The sequence below is a fragment of the Streptosporangium sp. G11 genome, assembly GCF_051192615.1.
Lineage (GTDB): Bacteria > Actinomycetota > Actinomycetes > Streptosporangiales > Streptosporangiaceae > Streptosporangium.
The window spans coordinates 1-23284 of sequence record NZ_JBPJUQ010000022.1; the positions used below are offsets into that span (position 1 = coordinate 1).

At 71.3% G+C, this 23284-nt stretch carries 20 protein-coding genes and 1 pseudogene; 16 read left to right on the top strand and 5 right to left on the bottom strand.

Annotation, left to right across the window (positions count from 1 at the left end):
• The 4 genes and pseudogenes from ACSDR0_RS21350 to ACSDR0_RS21365 form a co-directional block, all read left to right on the top strand.
• Positions 1-99: pseudogene (locus tag ACSDR0_RS21350) on the top strand (succinate--CoA ligase subunit alpha); the annotation flags it as partial.
• Positions 100-482: 383 nt separating this feature from the next.
• Positions 483-2147, top strand: coding sequence for a cell division protein PerM (locus ACSDR0_RS21355; protein ID WP_435290619.1), 1665 nt, complete (start codon positions 483-485; stop codon positions 2145-2147).
• A gap of 287 nt (positions 2148-2434) precedes the next feature.
• Entirely contained in the window at positions 2435-2953 is a 519-nt protein-coding gene (locus tag ACSDR0_RS21360; RefSeq protein ID WP_435290620.1) for a SigE family RNA polymerase sigma factor, read from the top strand.
• Entirely contained in the window at positions 2940-4361 is a 1422-nt protein-coding gene (locus ACSDR0_RS21365; protein WP_435290621.1) for a hypothetical protein, read from the top strand. The genes ACSDR0_RS21360 and ACSDR0_RS21365 overlap by 14 nt, the downstream gene beginning before the upstream one ends.
• Before the next feature lie 102 nt (positions 4362-4463).
• On the opposite strand, the gene ACSDR0_RS21370 is transcribed toward ACSDR0_RS21365, so the two are convergent.
• The gene (locus ACSDR0_RS21370) at positions 4464-4874 is read right to left on the bottom strand and encodes a hypothetical protein (RefSeq protein ID WP_435290622.1); all 411 of its coding nucleotides are present in this window, start codon (positions 4872-4874) and stop codon (positions 4464-4466) included.
• A gap of 79 nt (positions 4875-4953) precedes the next feature.
• Here ACSDR0_RS21370 and purN point away from each other — a divergent pair, with 79 nt between their 5' ends.
• The 4 genes from purN (at position 4954) to ACSDR0_RS21390 (ending at position 8389) form a co-directional block, all read left to right on the top strand.
• Positions 4954-5574, top strand: a complete 621-nt coding sequence (gene purN / locus ACSDR0_RS21375; RefSeq protein ID WP_435290623.1) for a phosphoribosylglycinamide formyltransferase — start codon at positions 4954-4956, stop codon at positions 5572-5574.
• 46 nt (positions 5575-5620) lie between these two features.
• Positions 5621-7165, top strand: a complete 1545-nt coding sequence (gene purH / locus ACSDR0_RS21380; protein ID WP_435290624.1) for a bifunctional phosphoribosylaminoimidazolecarboxamide formyltransferase/IMP cyclohydrolase — start codon at positions 5621-5623, stop codon at positions 7163-7165.
• Between the two features lie 150 nt (positions 7166-7315).
• Positions 7316-7498 carry a hypothetical protein gene (locus ACSDR0_RS21385; protein ID WP_435290625.1) on the top strand — a complete coding sequence of 61 codons (183 nt, stop codon included), beginning with the start codon at positions 7316-7318 and terminating at the stop codon, positions 7496-7498.
• A 30-nt stretch (positions 7499-7528) separates the two neighbouring features.
• Positions 7529-8389 (top strand): bifunctional methylenetetrahydrofolate dehydrogenase/methenyltetrahydrofolate cyclohydrolase, encoded by an 861-nt coding sequence (locus ACSDR0_RS21390; RefSeq protein ID WP_435290626.1) that lies wholly within the window; start codon positions 7529-7531, stop codon positions 8387-8389.
• 155 nt (positions 8390-8544) lie between these two features.
• On the opposite strand, the gene ACSDR0_RS21395 is transcribed toward ACSDR0_RS21390, so the two are convergent.
• The gene (locus ACSDR0_RS21395) at positions 8545-9201 is read right to left on the bottom strand and encodes an FHA domain-containing protein (RefSeq protein WP_329090199.1); all 657 of its coding nucleotides are present in this window, start codon (positions 9199-9201) and stop codon (positions 8545-8547) included.
• 181 nt (positions 9202-9382) lie between these two features.
• On the opposite strand from ACSDR0_RS21395, the gene ACSDR0_RS21400 reads away from it, so the two are divergent.
• From ACSDR0_RS21400 to ACSDR0_RS21410, 3 genes are all read left to right on the top strand, one after another.
• The gene (locus ACSDR0_RS21400) at positions 9383-10504 is read left to right on the top strand and encodes a citrate/2-methylcitrate synthase (RefSeq protein ID WP_435290627.1); all 1122 of its coding nucleotides are present in this window, start codon (positions 9383-9385) and stop codon (positions 10502-10504) included.
• A gap of 31 nt (positions 10505-10535) precedes the next feature.
• Positions 10536-10823 carry a hypothetical protein gene (locus tag ACSDR0_RS21405; protein WP_435290628.1) on the top strand — a complete coding sequence of 96 codons (288 nt, stop codon included), beginning with the start codon at positions 10536-10538 and terminating at the stop codon, positions 10821-10823.
• Between the two features lie 116 nt (positions 10824-10939).
• Positions 10940-12154: an NADP-dependent isocitrate dehydrogenase gene (locus ACSDR0_RS21410; RefSeq protein ID WP_435290629.1), complete on the top strand. Its 1215-nt coding sequence runs from the start codon at positions 10940-10942 to the stop codon at positions 12152-12154.
• 300 nt (positions 12155-12454) lie between these two features.
• Here the strand turns inward: ACSDR0_RS21410 and ACSDR0_RS21415 are convergent, their stop codons facing one another.
• Positions 12455-14014, bottom strand: coding sequence for an RNA polymerase sigma factor (locus ACSDR0_RS21415; RefSeq protein ID WP_435290630.1), 1560 nt, complete (start codon positions 14012-14014; stop codon positions 12455-12457).
• A 274-nt stretch (positions 14015-14288) separates the two neighbouring features.
• On the opposite strand from ACSDR0_RS21415, the gene ACSDR0_RS21420 reads away from it, so the two are divergent.
• On the top strand, positions 14289-16631 hold the full coding sequence (locus tag ACSDR0_RS21420; RefSeq protein ID WP_435290724.1) for a bifunctional serine/threonine-protein kinase/glutamate ABC transporter substrate-binding protein: 2343 nt from the start codon (positions 14289-14291) through the stop codon (positions 16629-16631).
• 70 nt (positions 16632-16701) lie between these two features.
• Here the strand turns inward: ACSDR0_RS21420 and ACSDR0_RS21425 are convergent, their stop codons facing one another.
• Entirely contained in the window at positions 16702-17232 is a 531-nt protein-coding gene (locus ACSDR0_RS21425) for a PadR family transcriptional regulator (protein WP_435290631.1), read from the bottom strand.
• Between the two features lie 55 nt (positions 17233-17287).
• Here ACSDR0_RS21425 and ACSDR0_RS21430 point away from each other — a divergent pair, with 55 nt between their 5' ends.
• From ACSDR0_RS21430 to ACSDR0_RS21440, 3 genes are all read left to right on the top strand, one after another.
• A complete protein-coding gene (locus ACSDR0_RS21430; protein WP_435290632.1) occupies positions 17288-18745 on the top strand; it encodes an MDR family MFS transporter in 1458 nt (485 codons plus the stop codon).
• 41 nt (positions 18746-18786) lie between these two features.
• A complete protein-coding gene (locus ACSDR0_RS21435) occupies positions 18787-19764 on the top strand; it encodes a malate dehydrogenase (RefSeq protein ID WP_435290633.1) in 978 nt (325 codons plus the stop codon).
• Between the two features lie 136 nt (positions 19765-19900).
• Entirely contained in the window at positions 19901-20740 is an 840-nt protein-coding gene (locus ACSDR0_RS21440; RefSeq protein WP_435290634.1) for a hypothetical protein, read from the top strand.
• A gap of 112 nt (positions 20741-20852) precedes the next feature.
• On the opposite strand, the gene galE is transcribed toward ACSDR0_RS21440, so the two are convergent.
• On the bottom strand, positions 20853-21812 hold the full coding sequence (gene galE, locus ACSDR0_RS21445; RefSeq protein WP_435290635.1) for a UDP-glucose 4-epimerase GalE: 960 nt from the start codon (positions 21810-21812) through the stop codon (positions 20853-20855).
• 122 nt (positions 21813-21934) lie between these two features.
• Here galE and ACSDR0_RS21450 point away from each other — a divergent pair, with 122 nt between their 5' ends.
• Positions 21935-23248: a hemolysin family protein gene (locus ACSDR0_RS21450; RefSeq protein ID WP_435290636.1), complete on the top strand. Its 1314-nt coding sequence runs from the start codon at positions 21935-21937 to the stop codon at positions 23246-23248.
• The last annotated feature ends 36 nt before the right edge of the window (positions 23249-23284 follow it).

A 23284-nucleotide genomic window follows, 5' to 3' on the forward strand; every position in this document is an offset into this window, starting at 1 on the left:
CAGGCCAAGAAGGACGCCCTGGAGAAGGTCGGCGTGCGCGTCGGCAAGACCCCGAGCGAGACCGCCCGCCTGATGCGCGAGGTCGTCAAGTCGCTCTAGCGCACGCCCCAGGGGCCGCGGCCCCTGGTGAGCGAGCGCGGAGTGCGGGGCCCCGGAGCACGGCCCCGTGTGAGTGAACGCGGTACGGCGCCGCGCGATCCGGTGGTGGGCTCGTCACCGGATCGCGCGCCGCTCCCACCGCGTCGAGGACGATCGAGGGCGTCCGGCATCCCGCCGGGCGCCCTTCGTCATGCGGTCCCCGCGCGGCCCCTGCCGGCCCGGGGCTTTCGCCGGTCCGCCGTACGACCCTCTCCCGAAGAGGGCCGGGCGCGGTTCCCGTACCGGCGCCGCCCGGATACCACAGGGGGCTCCCGCCAGACGGTGCGCGACACGCGGGCGCGGGAGTCCCTTCCGCACCGAAGATCCTGAGACCATCGACTACTGTGACGGCCCTTTTCGATCAGCTACGGACGGCTCCCCGCAACGTCCTCAGCCGCATCCCCCTGCCCGGCCTCACGGGTGACGACGATGACGTCCGCCGGCCGCTTCCCGTCTCCGGGATGCTCGCCGCCGCGTGGACCCTCGGCGTGGGGCTGGCGGTGCTCACCACGCTCACCCTGGTCGGCTGGATCGCCGCTCCCCGCGGCGCGCTCGGCGCGGGCCTGCCCGCGGTGTTCCGCACCGCGTCGCAGCTCTGGCTGGCCGCGCACCACGCGGGCTTCGCGATACCCGGCGGCGGCTCGGTGGGCCTGCTCCCGCTCGGGCTGACGGTCCTGCCCGCCTTCCTGCTGTACCGCGCCGGGATGTGGATGGCCCGCGACGCGGACCTGCGGCTTCGGCTGCCCGCCCGGCTGCCCAAGAACACCCCGAAGGAGGTGTCCAACGCCCGCCGCAGGGCGCAGCTGGTCCTGATCGCCCAGGCGGGCATCTCGCTGGCGGCGCCGTACGCGCTGCTGGCCGGGCTGATCGCGCTGGTCACCAGGAACGAGATCACCCAGCCCTTCCTCGGCGACGTGCTGGTCAGCCATCTGGTGCTGGCCTTCATCGCGGGCTCCGTGGCCGTCGCCAGGACGATCGGGCCCTGGCGGTCGATGCTGCGCCTGCTGCCCGAGCGGCTGCGCTCGGTCGTGGCCGGGACGTCCGCCGCACTGGCGATCATGCTCGCGGCGGGTGCCGTCATGGTGCTCGGGGCCATCCTGGTCAACTTCGGGCAGGTCCAGGAGCTGTCGGGGATCCTGGCGCCGGGGTTCGTCGGCGGGCTGCTGCTCCTGCTGGTCCAGGGGCTCTACCTGCTCAACGCCGTCGTCTGGGGCCTGGCCTACATCGCGGGCCCCGGTTTCGCGGTCGGCACCGGCACGCTGGTCGCGCCGACGGGCGTGCAACTGGGCACGGTGCCGAGCCTGCCGATCCTGGGCGCGCTGCCCGAGGCGGGCCCGACCCCGGCCTGGGTGATGATCGTGATCGCGGTGCCGTTCGTGGCCGGGGCCGTGGCGGGCATCCTGGTCGTCCGGATCTCGCCCTCCTCCTCGTACGAGGGGGCGCCGCTGTGGGGGTTCGTCTGCGGGCTGGCGACCGGGGTGGTGGCGGGCCTGCTCGCGGCGCTCTCCGGCGGTTCGCTCGGCGGGGCGCGGCTGTCCGCGCTGGGCCCGGCGGGGTGGGAGGTGATGCTCTCGGTGACCCTGGAGGTGGGCGTCGCGGCGGGGATCGCCGCGGGGCTGGCCAACTGGTGGCTGATCTTCCGGGGGCACAACACGGCCGTCACCAAGGCGGCGGCCAAGGTCGGCACGGCCACCGCGCCGGTCCGCAAGGCGGGCGTCAAGATCGCCAAGGCCGCGGCCTCGGCGGCCGGCAAGGTCGGCTTCGCCGAGCCGGAGGAGCTCCAGAAGCTCCCCGGCTACTGGCTGGACGCCACGGAGTGCGACACCCAGCCGATCCCGGTCATCAGGGACGACTGGGAGGACGAGCACGCCTCGGCCGCGGCGGAGAGCTCGCAGAAGGCCCGCCGCCCCGACCCGCCGCGCCCGCCCCGGCGCGACATCGTCGACGAGAGCGACGACAAGGGCGGCCACGTCATCTACGTCGACCCCTACGCCTGGGACCGCGACTGAGCACCGGGAGTTCACGTCGTCTCCCCGCCGAGAACCTCTTCCAGTCCGGGCCTCCGCCCGAGAACCCGTCACCCACGCCGGCCTCTCCCGGGGCCGCGACCGCCCGGACCCATGACCGCCTGGGGTTGTGACCGTCTGGACCCATGACCGCCCGGGGTCGCGGCGACCTGGACCCATGACCGCCCGGAGTCGTGACCGAGAACCTGACGGCCGGAAATCCGGTCATGGCTGGAAACCCTTTGCGTGGGGCCGGGCGTATGGACGGTTATGAGACCTAAGACGGCCGCGTGAGCGGTCACGAGGGGTTCACCGAGTTCGTCGCGGCACGGGGAGCGAACCTGTTCAGGATCGCCCACCTCACCTGCGGGTCCCGTGACGAGGCCGAGGACGTCCTGCAGGGGGCGCTGGAGAAGGCCTACCGCAGCTGGGGCCGCCTGCACGCGGGCAGTGACCCCGAACCCTACGTGCGCCGCATCATCGTCAACACCGCCATCAGCCGCGCCCGGCGTCGCGCGATCCTGCGGATCTTTCTGACCGACTCGCCCCCGGAGACCCCGGCACCCGACTCCCTGAGCGGTGTCGAGCTTCGCCAGGTCCTGATCGCCGGTCTCCGGTGCCTGCCGCCACACCAGCGCGCCGTACTGGTCCTGCGCTTCTTCGAGGACCTGACCGAAGCCCAGACCGCCGAGACCCTCCGATGCTCGATCGGGGCGGTCAAGAGCCAGGCGTCCAAGGGACTGGCCCGTCTGCGCGCCCTGATCGGCGCCGACCTGAACGAGGAGGCGTTTCCCCATGCCGAACATTGAGAACGAACTCCGGCTGGCCATGGTCGAGGAGACCTCCGCGCTCGGCGTCCCTCCCGGCCTCGCCCACCGGGTCGTACAGGGCGCGAAGCGGGGGAGGCGGGCTCGTACGACGGCGGTGGCCCTGTTCGCCGCGGCCGTGCTGGCGGCGGCCGTACCCGGCTACCTGGCCGTGGCGGACAGGAGCGGAGTGGCCTCCCCCACCCGGGCGGTGGGCGTGGACGGCGTCAAGGTCGGTTACCTGCCCCCGGGTCTTGGCGCCCCCGTACTGGAGAGAGCCGACGCCGGAGGCCTCCGCGGCACCGGCGCGACCTGGGGTTCGGGGGACGACCTCGTCCGCGTCACGGTCTACCGCGACCCGGCCTTTCACGCCGGGGGAGCCGAGCGCGTGCTCGGCGGGCTCAGGGGCACGCCCGAGACGCTGCCGGGCGTTCTCATGGTGAAGGTGCGCGGGCGTGAGGCGTTCACCCGGCCCGAGGGGGACGACCTGGTCTGGGAGGAGTGGCCCGGTTTGGTCCTGCGCGTCACCGTGGGTACCCGGTACCGGGACGATCTGCGGAGGGTCGCCGACGGTCTCATTCCCAGGGATCCGACCGGCGGGGTCTTCCAGGGCCTTCGCGTCACCTACGTTCCTCCCGGCCTGCATCTGAAGGCCCCCTTCTCCGTGATCGACCAGACCGGGTGGGCCGAGCTCGGGTGGGGCGGGGACGGCGGTGCCTCGGTCCGGCTCCTGGCGGTGCGTGGGGTGAGCGCGGCGGACGCGGAGACGCTGCTCGGCTGGGCCAGAACCCGTCAGAACCTGCACACCGCCACCCCGGAAAAGGTCCGCGGCAAACCCGGGTACCGGGCCGGCGGGGGCGTCGGGGGCGCCTCGTCCACGCGGATGCGCCTGTGGCTGGAAAAGCCCGGTCTCGGATACGTCGTGGTGGTGAACCAGGGCCTCGCGACCACACTGGACAGGATCGTGAAGGGCCTCGTCCCCGCCGAGCAGCCGTCCACCTCCGGTAAGCCGGCCACCTCGGGTAACGCGGTCGACCACGTCACCGTCGCCTACCTGCCTCCCGGCCTGCGACGGGTCGCCGGGGAGACGACGCGGCTCGGCGAGGGCTGGAGCGCGAAGGCCGGACGCTGGTCGGCCGGCTCACGCGACGTCGAGGTCACCGTGATCCGCGGCGTGCCCCTCCACGACAACCAGTGGGTGAACGAGTTCCTGCGCGGAGAGAAGCGGGAATCCGCGCGCACGAGAAGGCCGCCCATGGGCATACGGACCACCGATCCGGACGGTCGCCGGGGAATCTTCTTCGAGACCCCGGAGGTCGCCGTCCATGTCAAGGTCGATCCGGTCCTGGCCGGCGAACTGGACAGGATCGCCGCGAAGATCCGCATCCCACCCCTGTCGTACCGGCCCTAGGTCCCACGGCCCTCGCCAAGCTCGTCATGCTCGTCAGGAAGCGGGCCCTGCCCGCACTCTCCCGGGAGTGTGGGCGGTGTCATCCGGTCGCCCGGAGGCCGGTCAGGGCGGGAAGGGGAACTGCACCTGGCCCGGCTGGAGGAAGGTCATCTTCTTCTCCATGGCCCGTTCGAGCTGCTCCACGCACTCGTTCTGCGACGCCACGGTGCCCGCGCCCCTGCCGCACTCGGTGTAGGCGGCCAGCTCGTCACCGAAGTAGAACTGCAGTGCCGTCACCGCGATCGAGATCAGCAGAGCCCCGATCGACAGCACGGTGCCCACCACGGCGGTGCCGGCCGGTTTGGGGATGGAACGCAACGTCCCGATCGCGCGGATCGAGGTGACGAGGGCGAAGATCGCCATGACGATTCCCGCCAGGGGGAGCACCAACGTCATCACCACCGCGGCGACCGCGAGCCACAGCGCCCTCCGACCGGCGCTCTCGGTGGGCTGCGCCTGGACCGGTAGTGTCACCTGACCTCCTTGCGTTGTTCGTGCGGACAGGCCGATACCCTTGCAACGGCGTGAGTCCCCGTCCGAATGGAGTGCGTCGGTGTCATCCCAGGCCGTTCGGCTTGTGGTTCTCGTGTCCGGTTCTGGAACCAACCTACAGGCCCTGCTGGACGCTGTGGCAGACGAGACCTACGGCGCCCGGATCGTGGCCGTGGGTGCCGATCGCGAGGGTGTCGAGGGGCTGGCCCGCGCGCGGCGCGCGGCGGTGCCGACCTTCGTGGAGAGGCTGGCCGACCACCCCACCCGCGAGGACTGGGACCGCGGGCTCGCCGCCCGCATCGCCGTGTACCGGCCGGATCTCGTGGTCTGCGCGGGATTCATGAAGATCCTCGGCGCGCCGACGCTGGAGGCCTTCCCGGTCCTCAACACCCACCCCGCCCTGCTCCCCTCCTTCCCCGGCGCGCACGGTGTCCGCGACGCGCTCTCGTACGGCGTGCGCGTCACCGGCTGCACCGTGATGCTCGCCGACGCGGGTGTCGACACCGGGCCGATCATCGCCCAGGAGGCCGTGCCCGTGCTGGACGACGACGACGAGTCGTCCCTGCACGAGCGCATCAAGACCGTCGAGCGTCACCTGCTCGTCGACACCGTCGGCCGGATGGCCCGCGAGGGCTGGACCGTCACCGGCAGGACTGTTCGCTTCGGACGACCCGGCGGATGAGCCGGGCGCCCCGGAGAAAACCGGAACCAACCAGGAGGAGCACGAAGTGACCCGCATCGCCATCCGGCGCGCGTTGATCGCGGTGTATGACAAGAGCGGGCTGGAGGAGCTGGCCCGCGGGCTCGACACCGCGGGCGTGGAGATCGTCTCCACCGGGGGCACCGCCGCGAAGATCGCATCCTTCGGCGTCCCCGTCACTCCTGTCGAGTCGCTGACCGGCTTCCCCGAGTGCCTCGACGGCCGGGTCAAGACGCTGCACCCGCGCGTGCACGCCGGGCTGCTGGCCGACGGCGGCAACCCGTCCCACGTCAAGCAGCTCGAAGAGCTGGAGATCGAGCCGTTCGAGCTGGTGGTGGTCAACCTCTACCCGTTCCAGGAGACCGTGGCCTCCGGTGCCTCCGACTCCGAGTGCGTGGAGCAGATCGACATCGGCGGCCCCGCCATGATCCGGGCCGGGGCCAAGAACCACGGCACCGCGGCGGTCGTGGTCGACCCCGCCTCCTACGGCGACGTGCTCGCCGCGGTCGCCGAGGGCGGCTTCACCCTCACCGAGCGCCGCCGCCTGGCCGCCGCCGCGTACGCCCACACCGCGTCGTACGACACCGCGGTGGCCTCCTGGTTCGCGAGCGTCTACGCCGCCGAGGACGGCGCGTGGCCGCGCTACATGGGCGCGGCCTGGGAGCTGCGGTCGCCGCTGCGCTACGGCGAGAACCCGCACCAGGGCGCCGCCCTGTACTCGGGGCAGAAGGACGGCCTGGCCAACGCCGAGCAGCTGCACGGCAAGGAGATGTCCTACAACAACTACCTCGACGCCGACGCCGCCTGGCGGGCCGCCTGGGACTTCGACGGCCCCGCCGTGGCGATCATCAAGCACCAGAACCCGTGCGGCATCGCGGTCGGCGCCGACGTCGCCGAGGCGCACCGCAAGGCCCACGCCTGCGACCCCGTCTCGGCGTACGGCGGGGTGATCGCGGTCAACGCGGAGGTGACCGGGGAGCTGGCCCGGCAGATCGCCGAGGTGTTCACCGAGGTCGTGGTGGCGCCCTCCTTCACGGAGGAGGCGCTGGAGGTGCTCACCGCCAAGAAGAACATCCGGCTGCTGTCCTGCCTCGCGGGGCCGTCCAACCCCGCGGAGTTCCGCCGGATCGACGGCGGCCTGCTGGTGCAGACCGCCGACCGGGGCGACGCCCCGGGCGACGACCCGTCCACCTGGGAGCTGAAGGCCGGGCCCGCCGCCTCCGCCGAGGTCCTCGCCGACCTCGCCTTCGCCTGGAAGGCGTGCCGCTCGGTGAAGTCCAACGCGATCCTGCTGGCCTCGGGCGGCGCGAGCGTGGGCGTCGGCATGGGTCAGGTCAACCGGGTCGACTCGGCACGGCTCGCGGTCTCCCGGGCGGGCGAGCGTGCGGAGGGGGCCGCCGCGGCCTCCGACGCCTTCTTCCCCTTCGCCGACGGCCCGCAGATCCTCATCGACGCGGGTGTGAAGGCGATCGTGGAGCCGGGCGGTTCGATCAGGGACGAGGAGGTCGTCGCGGCGGCCGAGGCGGCCGGGGTGACCCTCTACTTCACCGGCACCCGTCATTTCTTCCACTGACCCGTTTCCGGCGCGCGACCGCCGCACGGCTGTGGCGGTCGCGTACAGGAGATAGGAAAGTGGCGGATTAGACAGGACTACCTGGATGAAAAAGGTTTGACCTGCGGTTAGTCTGAAGCATCCCTTTCGTCCCGGCCGCGGAGATCCCTTATGCCTTTGCTCGACCACGCCCTGTACGCCTTTGTGATCATGCACGGTTTCTGGGTCAGCCCCTGGATGATGATCATTCTCGCGCTCGGCGCGGCCTACCTCAGCGGGCGGGCCATGGAATGGATTCCCTTCACCCGCAGGATCATCGAGCGGCGGGAGGCGAGGGAGGCGGAGCGCGGCTGATCTCGATGATCCCGTGAGAGGGTTGTCCGCATGAGCGCGCGGATTCTCGACGGCAAGGCCACGGCGGCGAAGATCAAGGCAGACCTCACGGCGCGGGTGACCGCGCTGAGGGAGCGGGGCGTCGTCCCCGGGCTCGGCACCATCCTGGTGGGAGGTGATCCCGGCAGCCAGATCTACGTGGCGGGCAAGCACCGCGACTGCGCGGAGGTGGGCATCTCCTCCATCCGCAGGGACCTGCCGGAGGACGCCACCCAGGCCGAGGTCGAGGCGGCCGTCGACGAGCTCGACGCCTCCGCCGAGTGCACCGGCTACATCGTCCAGCTCCCGCTGCCCCGCCACCTCGACACGCAGGCGCTGATCGAGCGGATGGACCCGGCGAAGGACGCCGACGGCCTCCACCCGGTCAACCTGGGCCGCCTGGTCCACATGGTCGACGCGCCGCTGCCCTGCACGCCGTACGGCATCGTCGTGCTCCTGCAGGCGTACGGGGTGCCGATCAAGGGGGCCGAGGTCGTCGTGGTCGGCCGCGGCATCACCGTGGGCCGCTCACTCGGCCTGCTGCTGACCCGTCGTTCCGAGAACGCCACTGTCACCCTCTGCCACACCGGCACCCAGGACCTCGCGGACCACACCCGGCGCGCCGACATCGTCGTCGCCGCGGCGGGGGTGCCGCACCTGATCACGGCGGACATGGTGAAGCCGGGCGCCGCGGTGCTCGACGTCGGCGTCTCCCGGGTCGACGGGAAGATCGCCGGTGACGTCGCCCCCGGCGTCGAGGACGTCGCGGGCTTCCTCACCCCCAACCCCGGCGGCGTGGGCCCGATGACCCGGGCCATGCTGCTCACCAACGTGGTCGAGGCCGCCGAGAGGCGCGTCCGCGAGCGGGGCTGACCCCGCGGCGGCCGGCCCGGCGTCGGCGGGCGGTCTCCTCGGGCGGCGCCGAACGTCTCGGGCAGGACCGGTCGTCCGGGCCTGCCCGGCCCGCTCGGCTCACTCGCTCACCAGCAGGCCTTTTTCGCCGGTTTCGCCGGGTCCGCCAAGCCTCTTTACGAGGCCCTGCGGTTCGCGGTGGTGGACGACGCCGTCTGAGGTTCCGGGGCGCCGGCCGCGCGCTGCGGCGGCACCACGGGGGTGGGCCTGACCAGCCCCAGGGCGACGACCTCGTTCGCCAGCCTGGTGCGCCGGTTGGTCCCCTCGGGAATCCGGAACTTCTGGTACAGGCGCAGGAGGTGCTGCTTGACAGCCGCCTCCGTCACCACCAGGTCGTCGGCGATCTCCCTGGCCGTGGCCGGTGCGACGAACGCCTCGTCCGACAGCGCCGGGCGGCACAGCGACGTCAGGACATCAACCTCCCGCCTGGTCAGCTCCGGTGCCGCGGCGCGGCGGAGCTCGACCTCCGGGGCGAAGTCCTCGCGTGGCACTCCGCCGATCCTGCCTCGTGCCGCGCCGAAGGACACCACGTCACCGTCGTCAAGCACCCTCCGGGCGATCGGCCGGCCGTTGACCCGCGTGCCGTTGCGGGACAGGCCCAGGTCAACGACGTACAGGTAGGGTCCGCGCCGGACGAATTCCGCGTGCAGCCGGGAAACACTCGGATCGGTGAGCCGGATGTCCACTCCCCGGCCACGTCCGATCGTCGTGATCTCGGGGCGCAACGGGACCACCTCGCCTGTGTCCTCGATGCGTATGAACGGCCCCTCCACGGCAGTTCCTCCCCAGGTAGCCCGCCGTAACTATTCCTACAGCTCCGGCTTACCCAAACGAGGTGATGGGGAATCGCCTTTGCCAGAAGGAGAATCCTGCGTGAAATTGGTCTGTACCTCTCGGGAGGGTTTCCGCTGCTCACAGGTAGACTTCGGGCACAGATAAGCGGAGGAAACACTCATGGCGGACAAGCCCACCAAAGGTCTCGCCGATGTCGTAGCCGCGTCCACAGCGCTCAGTGACATCGACGGTCAGGCCGGTCGCCTCTTCTATCGTGGTTACGACATCCACGATCTGGCCGGCCGCACCACCTTCGAAGAGACCGCCCACCTGCTCCAGTACGGCACCCTCCCCACGCGGGAGCAACTGTCGACGTACGGTGAGGAACTGGTTCGAGGGCGCACGCTCGGCACGCTCGCCGAGGCCAACATCGCGGAGATCGCGGAGAAGCAGGCCCCCATGGAGGCGCTGCGCACGCTGGTCTCGCTGGCCGGAGGCGACGATCCGGACAAGGACACCAACGCCCCCGAGGCGAACCTGCGCAAGGCCGCGAGGCTGACCGCGCAGCAGCCGATCCTCGTCGCCCGCTACCACGCGGCCAGGACCGGGACCACCGTTCCCGATCCGGACCCCGAGCTCAGCGTGGCGGCGAACTTCCTTCTCCAGATCACCGGCCGTACCCCCGGTGAGCGCGAGGTCGAGATCTTCGACGCCTGCCTGGTCCTGCACGCCGACCACACGATGAACGCCTCCACGTTCGCCGCCCGCGTCTGCGCCGCGACCCTGTCCGACATGCACTCGGCCGTCGTGGCCGCCATCGGCACCCTCAAGGGCCCCCTGCACGGCGGCGCCAACGAGCAGGTCATGCGCACCCTCGAGTCGCTCGACGCCGGTTCCGTCGCCCAGGCCGTACGGGACAGGCTCTCCGCCGGAGAGAAGATCATGGGCTTCGGGCACCGGGTCTACAAGACCGAGGACCCGCGCGCCACGCACCTGCGCAAGATGTCGCAGGAGCTCGGCGAGGCGTCCGGCGACGACACCTACTACCGGATGTCCAAGGAGATGGAGGAGGTCGTCTTCGAGACGAAGGGCCTCTACCCGAACGTCGACTTCTACGCGGCGACCGTCTATCACTATCTCGGCATCCCGACGGATCTGTTCACTCCCGTTTTCTCGGTCAGCCGCATGTCAGGATGGACCGCGCACGTCATCGAGCAGCACGCCGACAACCGGCTGATCCGCCCGGACAGCGAGTACATCGGCGAGCGCGACCAGAAGTGGAAGCCGATCTCCGAGCGATGAGACGCAGTCAGGGGCGAGAGCGGGTGGGCCGGTGAACGCGCGAGTGGCCGAGGCGAACAGGGAACGCTGGGGGGCCTATCCCCTGGTGGTGGGCGGCGCGCTCGTCGCGCTGATCCTCGCCGTGCTGCTGGGCCTGCCCTACTGGGGCGGGATCGCCATGGGTGCCGTCATGACGCTGGGGGCGCTCGCCCGGCTGGCCGGGGGCGGGCGGCTCGCCGTCCGCCGCAAGGCCACCGACGTCGTCACGCTGGGCGGCCTCGGCGTCGTGCTGATGATGGCCGGGATCATCCTCGAATTCAAGGATCTCGTGCCGATGTGACAGGTCGGATGACCGGGTGCGCCGCGAGGTGATCGACCACGTCCGATAGCCTCAACGGCCAGTGAGCCTCAAAAAGGACTGTCTGGCCAATTTAGTTCAGAAGGGGAACCACACGCATGCCCAAGATCAAGGTAGAGGGGCCCGTCGTCGAGCTTGACGGCGACGAGATGACCCGGATCATCTGGCAGTTCATCAAGGACCAGCTGATCCTTCCCTACCTCGACGTCGACCTGAAGTACTACGACCTCGGGATCGAGCACCGCGACGCCACCGACGACCAGGTGACGATCGACGCCGCGAACGCGATCAAGCAGTACGGCGTCGGCGTCAAGTGCGCCACCATCACCCCCGACGAGGCTCGGGTGGAGGAGTTCGGCCTCAAGAAGATGTGGAAGTCCCCGAACGGGACCATCCGTAACATCCTCGGCGGCGTCATCTTCCGCGAGCCGATCATCATGTCCAACGTGCCGAGGCTCGTCCCCGGCTGGACCAAGCCGATCATCATCGGCCGTCACGCGTTCGGCGACCAGTACCGCGCCACCGACCTGAAGATCCCCGGCGAGGGCAGCCTGACCCTCACCTACACCCCCAAGGACGGCTCGGACCCGATCGAGCTCGACGTCTACGACTTCCCCGGCCCCGGCATCGCGATGGCGATGTACAACCTGGACGACTCGATCCGCGACTTCGCCCGCGCCTCCATGCGGTACGGCCTGTCGCGCGGCTACCCGGTCTACCTCTCCACGAAGAACACGATCCTGAAGGCCTACGACGGCCGCTTCAAGGACATCTTCGCCGAGGTCTTCGAGACCGAGTTCAAGGCCGACTTCGACGCCGCCGGGATCACCTACGAGCACCGCCTCATCGACGACATGGTCGCCGCGGCGCTCAAGTGGGAGGGCGGATACGTCTGGGCCGCCAAGAACTACGACGGCGACGTCCAGTCCGACACCGTCGCGCAGGGCTTCGGCTCGCTCGGCCTGATGACCTCGGTCCTGCTCACCCCCGACGGCCGGACCGTCGAGGCCGAGGCCGCCCACGGCACGGTGACCCGCCACTACCGCGAGCACCAGAAGGGCAACCCCACCTCCACGAACCCGATCGCCTCGATCTTCGCGTGGACCCGGGGCCTGCAGCACCGCGGCAAGCTCGACAACAACCCCGCGCTGATCGACTTCGCCGAGAAGCTGGAGCAGGTCTGCGTCGAGACCGTCGAGGACGGTCAGATGACCAAGGACCTCGCCCTGCTGGTCGGCGGCGACGCCAAGTGGCTGACCACCCAGAACTTCCTGGCGGCCCTGGACGAGAACCTGAAGAAGAAGGTGGGCTGACCGGCGCCTGACCGGTGCCGACGGCGCACGGCCGTCACCCGGCAGGTGCCGACGGCGCACGCCCGTCATCCGACCGGCACCGCCGCCGCCCGCAGGAACAGGAAAGGGGCCGCCCCCACGGCGGCCCCTTTCCCGTTCCCCGCTTCCCGCGCGGCTCCCGCCCGCCGCGCAGCCAGGTTCCCGCCTGCTCGCGCGGTCCGTACCTTTTCAGGACGGGTCTCGCTCCGCACGGTTCCACGTCTTCCGGCTTCCGGCGCGAGGCGCCCGCCCGCCGCCCTCCCGTACGCGCCGGGCGGCCTGTCACGGCGCCGTCGCGGCCCCCAGGACGAGCGGGGCGTCGGCCGGGAGGCCGGGCACGCGGTGCGCCCGCCCGGTGACGGCGTCCACCCGGAAGAAGCCGAGGAGGTCGCCCCCGGCCCTGGCGCTCATCTTCACGACCACCTCGCGGTTGTTCAGCCAGCTCACGACCTCGGCCTTGGCGGGCCGCCTCACCTCGGGGAGCGCCAGCCGCTTGAAGACCCGGCGCGACGCGGCGTCGATGACGTGGAGCCCGGGAGGCTCCTCGCCCTCACCGGCGACGATCGCGGCGGAGTATCTCCCGCTGGGGGAGTCGGACCAGGTCCCGTACCGCTCCCGGAGCCAGGTGGCGATCTTCTCGGCCGGAGGCATCTGTCCTGCGGGCACAGATGTCAGGGCGCCGGTCGTGAAGTCGGTGCGCAGTCGCCGCTCGCCGAGGGTGACGGTGAAGTGGCGGCCGTCGGGGGAGACGCTCACCAGCGTGCCGTTCTCGGTGTCGGCGGGGACGAGGACCGGTGACAGGTAGCGCTTCACGCCACTGCCGAGGTCATGGGCCACGTAGCGGCGCTCCGCCGCGCTGAGGTAGGCGAGGCGGCGGCCGTTGCGGCTGATGGCGGGGGTGAGCCGTGGGTGCTCCCCCTCGTCACCGTGTGCGAGGCGCTGGGCGGCGTCGTGGACGCTCAGCGTCGACTCGCAGGGTTCCTGGCCCTCGCAGGCGGCGAGGCCGGGAGCGGGGCTCTCGGGGCCGCCGGAGGCCAGTGTCAGCGTCCAGCCCGCGCAGGTGACGTCCCCGGCCCGTGCCGGAGACGCGCCGTTCGCGGAAACGCCCCCGCCGGGACACCGCCCGGGAACCGCGTAGCGGATCACCGAGGAGGTCCGCGGGGCCTGCCACGGCGCCGGGGTGGCGCGCGGTTCCCGGCCACCCGTTTCCAGGCCGCTCGGTTCCGGGCTGGAGACCGCCCGTACGGGCTCCTGCGCCTGTGCCGCGCGGGGCCGGTTGTGCTCGCCCAGCGCCGAGTTCCACACCTCACCCTGCTGGAACAGGGTGAAGGCGACGATCAGGCCGACAGGGACGAGCGCCGCCGTCGCGGCGAGGAGGGCTCCCCGGGCGCGACGGCGCCTGAGGGTACGCATGGACCGGACGGTGAGGTCGGGGACGGAGGCCTCGCCCGCGGCCGTGGCCATCCGGGTGATCAGACGGCTCTCGCTGCCCTTGGTGAGGGTCTCGACCGCCTCGTTGATCTCCGTCTCCACGGTCTTCTCCGGTAGCCCGAGAAGGGAGGCCATCTCCGCGCGGGACCTGCCGTCGTGCAGGCAGGCGACCACGAGGAGCCGCTGCCGGGGCGGGATCCGTACCAGGGCCGTCGCTCCGGCGGCGCTCGGCCGCTGGAGGAAGCGGCGGTAGAGCGCGATCTGGGCGTGCGTGGTGGGGTTCTCCCACAGCGGCGGCGGCCAGGAGAGGGCGACGGTGTGGAAGGAACGCAGGGTGAGGCGGATGGCCTGCTCGTGGCTGCCGGTGAGGAGAAGGGCGGTGCCGACGAGGGAACGCTGATCGCGCTGCACGAACTCGCGATAACCGATATATCGGCGCATGGAAGTTTTTGCTCCGGCTTGCCTGAGGGACGTACAACGGTAGCGATCTAAGCGGCTGGAGCGCCAGATTGGGGTGAATGTCGGAGATTGGGTGGGTGAGTGCCTGCCGTTTTTCATCGTGACATGGGCGGAAGGCGGGTCGTTGTCGTGAGAAATGTGAGGTCACGTCGGGATAACAGGGGGAGAGGGCGGGTCATGGCGCCGTAAAGTTTGCCACGTCGAAGATTATGAGACCGTGGGGACGATGATGCCGGAGATCGCGCCACTGGAAGCGGGAGAGCCGCGCCAGCTCGGGCCTTTCCGTGTCGTCGGACGGATCGGCGAGGGCGGGCAGGGCATCGTCTACCTCGGGATCAACGCCGCTGGAGAGCGGGCGGCGATCAAGTTGCTGCACGTGAAGTTCTCCGGCGACGCCATCGCCAGGTCCCGGTTCGCCAGGGAGGCGAGGGCGGCCCAGCGGGTCGCCTCGTTCTGCACGGCGAGCGTGATGGACGCCGATCTCGAAGGCGACACCCCCTACATCGCGAGCGAGTACATCGAGGGCAGGTCGCTGCGCGAGGTCGTGGAGACCGGCGGCCCGCTCGGGGGCTCCCCGCTGCAACGGCTGGCGATCGGCACGGCCACCGCGCTCACCGCGATCCACCACGCCTCGATCGTGCACCGCGACTTCAAGCCGGACAACGTGCTCATCGCCGCGGACGGCCCGAGGGTCGTCGACTTCGGCATCGCCCGCATCCTCGACTCCACCGGCACGATCACCAGCCGGGCCATCGGCACCCCCGCCTACATGGCGCCCGAGCAGATCTCCGGCTCCGACGTCGGACCGCACACCGACGTCTTCGCCTGGGGGGCGACCATCGCGTTCGCCGCGACCGGCGAGACGGTCTTCGCCGGGAGCTCGATCGCCGTGGTGCTCAACCGCATCCTCAACCACGAGGTCGACCTCGGCACGCTGCCGGAGCCGCTGCGCGGCGTGGTCGGCTCGGCGCTGGCCAAGTCACCCGCCACGCGGCCCTCGGCCGACCAGCTCCTGCTCCGGCTGCTCGGCCACCCCGAGACGGTGAACGCCTCTCCCGCGATCCTCACCCAGGGCGCCAAGGTCGCCGTCCCCAAGTCGTCCCGCGACGAGCTCCCGTCTTCCCGACCTCCCCAGCGGGGCCCCGAGCGGGGGTACGCCCACGACGGCGACCAGGAGCGTGACAGCGACGCCACCAGCCCCATGCGCACCCCGACCCCCAGGACGGGCGGCGTCTCGGGCGACCTGCCTCTCCCGTCCACGGGGTTCCGGGCCCGGCATCCCGTCCAGGACCAGAACCCCCACACCGGCCACGGCGACCACGGAGATCGGAGCGGCCGGAACAACCAGATCGGACAGAGCGGCCAGGTCGGCCAGGGTGGTCAGGGGGTTCACCCGGGTCCGGGGGGCCAGACCGGGTCCGTCCTCGGCGGGCCCTTCTCCGCGCCCGCCCCCGTGGAGCACCCCTCCTTCCCCGCCCACCGCTTTCCCGAGTCCCACTCCTCGGGTCATCGCTCCCCGGATCACCACGCTCCGGAGCAGCGCCCGCCGGACCACCGCTCTCCGGGGTATCGCGACCACCCCTCGTCCCCCGGGTACGGCGGCGGTACAGGGTACGCGGAGCACGCGGGAGAGGTGCCGCCGCCCAGCTGGCAGTCGTCCGCGACCCGCGTCGGCCCTCCGGAGACGCCGCGGCGCCCGCGCAGGGGGCTCTGGATCGCCGCCGCCGTGGCCGTGCTGCTGGTGGCCTCGGGCGCGGCCGCCCTCCGATGGTGGCCGTGGGCCGGCCCCGGGGGCGGCCCGGAGAAGCCCGGCCCCACGGCGTTCACCTCCGTGGCGGACAAGGCCGCCGGGACGGGCAAGCTCGTCGTCGGCCTGCGCGACTCCCTGCCCGGCATCGCGCTGAACAGCCAGGGCAAATGGAGCGGCTTCGAGGTCGACCTGGCCCTTGAGATCGCCAAGGCGCTGGGGGTGCCGGCGAGCGGTGTCACCTTCCGGGCCACCGCCCGCCCCGAGCGGCAGAAACTGCTGGCGGACGGGGACGTCGACATGGTCCTGGCGACGTACTCGATCAACGAAACCGACGACGTCACTTTCGCCGGGCCGTACTACCTCGCCCACGTCGACGCCCTCGTCAAGGACGGCTCACCGATCGTGACCGTGAAGGGCCTGGAGGGCAGCCGGATGTGCCAGCCGGCCTCCAGCGCGGCCGTGGCCGTCCTGCAGGGCGCGGTCGAGCAGCTCACGCTGGTGGCAGCCCAGACCTACACCGAGTGCGTCAACAAGCTGCAGGCCGGCGAGGTCGACGCGATCCCCGGCGACGACCTGCTGCTGGCCGGTTTCGCCAACCGGGAGAGCATCCGCTACAAGCTGCTCGGCCTGAAGCTCACCGACGAGCGCTACGCGGTGGCCCTCAAGAGGGGTGACGTGCGCACCTGCGAGGCTGTCAGGGGGGCGGTCGCCGACCTCTACCGGAGCGGCACGATCCGTACGCTGCTCGACAAGCACTTCTCCAGGGTCGAGTTCCCTGGACGGGAGAACGGCCTCCCCACCATGGCCGCCTGCACCTAGCCGCACCCGGCCCGCTCCCAGGTCCGCGCGTAGATCCGCGCGGACCCGCGTCGGGGGCCCGCGCCGGGGCCTAGGGCCGCGTCTCGCCCACGGACTCCTCGATCGTCGCCGCCGTGTCCGCGGCCCAGTCGCGCACCGTCCGCGTCTTCCGGATGCCCAGGTCGAGGGCGTGGTCTCCGAAGCCGGACTCCTTGCGGTCGCGGCTCTCCCAGAGTGCCTCCAGATGCGCCAGCTTGGCGGTGTAGGCGTCCGCCTCCGTGCGGAGCAGTGCCGCGGCCTCGTGCGGCTCCAGGGTGGGCAGGAGGAAGGCGCGGAGCAATCCCTCGTCACGGTACGACCGGGACGGCTCCTTCTCCAGCAGCCACCGCCGGAGCTCCCGCGCGCCCTCGTCGGTGATCGCGTACGTCTTCCTGCCCCGGGGGCCCTCCTGCTCGACCGCCACCCAGCCGTCCGCGGCCATCTTGTTGAGCTCCGGATAGATCTGGCTGTGCCCGGCCTGCCAGGCGTAGTTGATCGACCGCTCGAAGAGTTTCGTCAGGTCGTAACCGCTGGCGGGACCCGTGACGGTCAGCAGGCCGAGGAGCGCGATCCGGAGTGACATGCCCTCATCATACTTATGGATTGACATGTCAAAGCCGACAGGTCAATATCCACATGTGTCCTCTGACGTATCAACTCTCCCTTCGAAGACCCGCCCCGGTAACGGCCTGCTCCTGCTCGCCGTGCTCGGCGGGATGTTCCTCGCCATGCTCGACCAGACGATCGTGGGGACCGCGTTGCCCCGGATCACCCGGGAGCTCGGCGGCTCGGACCTCTATGTCTGGGTCGTGACGGCCTACCTGCTGACCTCCACCATCACCGTTCCCCTTTACGGCAGGCTGTCCGACACCTACGGCCGCAAGCCGCTGCTGCTGACCGGCATCGTGGTGTTCCTGCTCGGCTCGCTCCTGTGCGGCGTCGCCCAGGACATGAACCAGCTGATCGCCTTCCGCGCGCTCCAGGGGCTGGGCGCCGGAGCGTTGCTGCCGCTCTCCCTGGCCCTGGTGGCCGACCGGTTCCCGCCGAACGAGAGCGGCCGGGTCCAGGGCGCGCTCGGCGGGGTGATGGCGCTGAGCTACATCGCCGGGCCGTTCCTCGGCGGCGTCTTCACCGACCAGGCCAGCTGGCGCTGGGCCTTCCTGATCAACCTCCCCATCGGCCTGGTCCTCATCGCGATCATCGTCGCGCGGCTGCCGCACGTGGCCGGGCAGGGACGCGGCGCCCGGCCCGACTACCTGGGCATGGCCGTGTTCAGCGCGGCGATCGGCGTGCTGCTCGTCGGCCTGACCGAGAAGGGCCTGGACGACCACACCTGGACCAGCGGGCCGGTGCTCTGGCCCATCCTGGCCTCCGCCGTGCTCCTGGTGGCGTTCGTCATGGTCGAGCGGAGGGCCGAGCAGCCGATCATCCCGCTGGAGCTGTTCCGCGACCGCACCTACACGCTGGTCAACGTGGCGTCGTTCTTCACCGCGTTCTGCCTGTACGCCGGGGTGGTGTTCCTGCCGCGCTACTTCCAGGAGGCCCTGGGGCTGACCGCCACCGAGTCGGGCCTGCGCATCTACCCGCTCATGCTCGGGATGGTGGCCGGAAGCATGGTCACCGGCGCCCTCATCTCCAGGACCCAGCGCTACAAGCCGTGGCTCGTCGCGGGGTCGTTCCTCATCGCGGCCGGGGCACTGCTGTGCACCGGGCTCGCGGCCGACACCCCGGCCCTGGCCCTGGCGGGGTGGATGGCGCTGCTCGGCCTGGGCATGGGACCGATGCTGTCCGGGCTGACCGTGGCCGTCCAGTTCTCGGTCCCGCCCCGGTTCATCGGCACCGCCAGCGCGAACCTGACCTTCTTCCGGCAGATCGGCGGCTCGGTCGCCCTGGCGCTCGCCGGGACCTTCTACGCGACCGTGGTCAGGGAGGAGGCGCCCGCCCGCGGGCTTGAGGCCGCCCACGCGGCCGCCACCGCGGCGGTCGTACCGTGGCTCGCCGTCGGCGGGGCGCTCATCGCGCTCGCCGCGCTGGTCCTGCTGCCCGGAGGGCGGATCGGGGCACTCGCCGGACGGCCGTCCACCGTGGACGGGTAGCATCCGAGCGTCACAATTCATCCTTCGAGTGGGGGAAGGTCATGGCCCAGACTCCCGTAAAGGTCACCGTCACCGGCGCCGCCGGTCAGATCGGCTACGCGCTGCTTTTCCGCATCGCCTCGGGCCAGTTGCTGGGCGCCGACGTCCCGGTCAAGCTGAGCCTCCTGGAGATCCCGCAGGCCGTGAAGGCCGCCGAGGGCACCGCGATGGAGCTCGACGACTGCGCGTTCCCGCTGCTGAGCGGCATCGAGGTCACCGACGACCCGAACGTGGCGTTCAACGGCGCCAACGTCGCGCTGCTGGTCGGCGCCCGTCCCCGCAGCAAGGGCATGGAGCGCGGCGACCTCCTCCAGGCCAACGGCGGCATCTTCGGCCCGCAGGGCAAGGCGATCAACGACAACGCGGCCGGCGACATCCGCGTGCTGGTGGTCGGCAACCCGGCCAACACCAACGCGCTCATCGCCCAGCAGCACGCCCCGGACGTCCCGGCCGAGCGCTTCACCGCGATGACCCGTCTCGACCACAACCGCGCGCTGTCCCAGCTCGCCGCCAAGCTCCAGGTCCCGGTCACCGAGATCAAGAAGATGACCATCTGGGGCAACCACTCCGCCACCCAGTACCCCGACCTCTTCCACACCGAGGTCGGTGGCAAGATCGCCGCCGAGCTGGTCGACGAGGCCTGGCTGCGCGACACCTTCATCCCCACGGTCGCCAAGCGCGGCGCCGCGATCATCGAGGCCCGGGGCGCGTCCTCGGCCGCCTCCGCCGCCAACGCGGCGATCGACCACGTCTTCGACTGGGTCAACGGCACCGCCTGGACCTCGGCCGCGATTCCCTCCGACGGCTCGTACGGCGTGCCGGAGGGTCTCATCTCGTCCTTCCCCGTCACCTCGCGCGACGGCAAGTGGGAGATCATCCAGGGCCTGGAGATCGACGCCTTCTCGCGCGAGCGCATCGACGCCACGGTGCGCGAGCTGGAGGAGGAGCGTTCCGCGGTGCGCGAGCTCGGTCTGATCTGAGCCGTCACGCGAACGGGGCCCCGGCGCGCCGGGGCCCTTTCGCGTTTCCCGGCCCTTTCGCCGCGCGGGCGGCGCTGGGAAAAGGCGGCGTGTCGATCACCGCGGAGCGGCGCGATCCGGCGTTCAATGATCACTTGTGGTCGGGGGATCGGTGTTCAGGGAGCACGTCGCGGCGCGGATCGTCGCCGGGGTGATCTGTCTCGCGCTCGCGGCGGCACCCCGGGGGGCGCTCGCCTCGCCCGATGACGACACCTGGGGCGGCGCCGACCTGTCGGTGCGGCTGACGGCCTTCCCGAAGCGCGCGCAGCCGGGGCAGCCGCTGCTCTACCGGGCCGATGTGCGCAACGACGGTCCCGGCGACGCGGTGCTTCCGCTGCTCACCGTACGGCTGCCCGAGGAGGTCCAGGTGATCGGCGTCAACGTCGCCGACTGCTTCCCCGGCGCCGCGGCCGGAGAGGTGGTCTGTCCCTCGGTGAAGGACGTCCTGGCCGGGCAGACCGGCGGGGTGACGATCACCGGGGTGGTGAGGTCCGGCGCGCGGGGCCCGCTGAGGGCGAAGGCGACGCTCTCCTCCGAAATCGTGGACGACGACGAGACGGACAACTCCTCCGAGACGCTGACCGAGGTGGGCGAGGGTACGGACCTGGCGGTCAGGCTGTCGCGCGCGACGCGTGCGGGCCGCCTGGTCACCGTGGCCGCCGTGGTGCGCAACCGCGGGCCGCGGCGCGTCCACGACGCCGGGGTCCTCTTCGACACCGGCGGGGCACGCCTCATGTCGGCGAGGGGCGCGCGGTGCGACTCCCATTCCGCCTACGTCGGGTGCAGGCTTCGTACGGTCGGCGCGGGCAGGCGGGTGAGCTTCATGCTCGCCTTCGTGGCCCGCGCGCACGCGCCGCGGGCCGAGGCGACCGTCTACTCCCTCCGGCTGGGGGACCGTCGCCCGGCCAACAACACGGCCCGTCTCAGCCTGAGGTAGGCGTGGCCGTCCGGCCCGCGCCCGCCTCCGCTCCCGGCCCCGGTCGTACGTTCGCCGGACCGGCGGCGCGGTCCGAGGTGGGCGCGGCGAGGCGGCGCGGTCCGAGGCGGCGTCAGCCGAGCAGGGCCGCCCAGGCGTCGGAGACGACGTCGCGGACCGAGGGGTGCTCGGGCTTCCAGCCGAGCTCGCGCTGGATCTTGCCGGACGAGGCCACCAGCACGGCCGGGTCACCGGAGCGGCGCTCGCGCACGATCGCGGGGATCTCGTGACCGGTGACCTCGCGGCAGACCGACAGCACCTCCTGGACCGAGAAGCCCGTCCCGCTGCCCAGGTTGTAGACCTTGTGCTCGCCCGGCGAGCAGGCGTCCAGCGCCAGCAGGTGGGCCCCGGCGAGGTCGGCCACGTGGATGTAGTCGCGCACGCATGTGCCGTCGGGAGTGGGGTAGTCCGTGCCGAACACGCTGACCGACTCGCGCTCGCCGAGTGCGACGGCGAGGATGTTAGGGATCAGGTGGGTCTCCACGGTGTGACGCTCGCGGTAGACCCTGCCGTCTTCGGCGGTGTAGGCGCCGCCCACATTGAAGTAGCGCAGGCTCACCGCGGCCAGGCCGTACAGCCCCGCGAACGCGCTCAGCGCGGTGTCGACCGCGAGCTTGGACGCGCCGTAGGGGGTGGTCGGCCGGGTCGGGTCGGTCTCCTCGATCGGGGAGCGCTCCGGCTCGCCGTAGGTCGCGGCGGTGGAGGAGAAGACGATCCGCCCCACCCCTGCGCCCCGCATGGCGTCGAGCAGGGCCAGGGTGCCGCCGAGGTTGTGCGTCCAGTAGAGGCCAGGCCGCTCCACGGACTCGCCGACGAGGGATTTCGCCGCGAAGTGGAGCACGCCGTCCATCCCGGCCAGCACGTCGGCGGCCTCGGTGATCGAGCCCTCGACGAAGCGGGCGCCCGGCGGAACCGCGTCGGCGTGGCCGGTGGAGAGGTCGTCCAGCACGGTGACCTCGTGGCCCGCCTCGACGAGTTGTGCCGCCACGACCCCGCCGATGTATCCGGCGCCTCCGGTGACGAGCAGCTTCACGGAGCCTCCTGTTTGATGATGTTTGGACTTGTTTACTTTTGTAAGTCTATCGCCAGCATATGCTGGCACATCAAATATCGGCCACCGCCGGAACGGGCGACCGCCATGACGGAGACGATCTCGTGAACAGCGTCCTGGCGAACATCGCCTTGGTCATGCTCTTCGTACTGATCGGGGGATTCTTCGCCGCGGCGGAGATGGCCATGGTCTCCCTCAGGGAGAGCCAGGTCAGGCGGCTCGACACCCAGGGCCGCAGGGGGGCCAGGGCGGCCAAGCTCGCCCGCGACCCCAACCGCTTCCTGTCCGCGGTGCAGATCGGCGTCACCGTGGCGACCATGCTCTCGGCCGCCTTCGGCGCCGACACCCTCGCCAAGGACCTCATCCCCGTGGTGACCGGCTGGGGGGTGCCGGAGGCCGTGACGGCCCCGCTCTCCCTGGTGCTGGTGACGCTGGCCATCTCGTACGCCTCGCTGGTCCTCGGCGAGCTGGCCCCCAAGCGGCTCGCCCGGCAGCGCGCCGAGGGGATCTCCCTGCTGGTCGCGCCGTTCCTCGACCGGATGGCCGCGCTGTCGCGGCCGATCATCTGGGCGCTGTCCAAGTCCACCGACGGGGTCGTCAAGCTGCTCGGCGGCAACCCGGACGCCGACCGAGAGGAGATCTCCACCGAGGAGCTGCGCGACATGGTGGTGGGCCACCAGGAGCTCACCGCCGACGAGCGCCACCTGATCGGGGAGGTCTTCGCGGCGGGCAAGCGGCAGCTCCGCGAGGTGATGCTGCCTCGCACCGAGGTGGAGTTCATGTCCGCCGACACGCGGCTGGCCGAGGCGGCGATCCTGGCCGCGGCCATGCCGCACTCCCGCTTCCCCGTTTACCGCGACTCCTACGATGACATCGTGGGCTTCGTCCACATCCGCGACCTGCTCGACCCGGTGCTGACCGGGTCCATCGAGCCGATCAGCGAGCTGGTGCCGATCCGCCCGGTCAAGCTGGTCCCCACCAGCAAGCGGCTGATGGCCACGCTGTCGGAGATGCGCAGGGAGGGGCACCACCTGGCGATCGTGGTCGACGAGTACGGCGGCACGGCGGGCATCGTCACCCTGGAGGACCTCGTCGAGGAGCTGATCGGCGACATCCGCGACGAGCACGACGTGGCGGACGAGCACGTCGCGCTGCCCGCGGGGGAGGTCGAGCTGGACGGGCTGGCCAACCTCGACGAGGTGGCGACCGAGAGCGGGATCCGCTTGGCCGACGGCCCGTACGAGACCCTTGGAGGGTTCGTCATGTGGGCGCTCGGCCACCTTCCCGCGCTGGGGGAGCGGGTGGAGATCCCCGGGTTCGACATGACGGTCACCGAAATGGACGGCCGCAGGGTCTCCCGGGTCAGGATCAAGCGGAGCACGCCGCGCCCGGAGGCACCGCCCGCTCCCGACAACTGACGGGGAGCGCCACGCGCGGCCGAGACGCTGTGATCA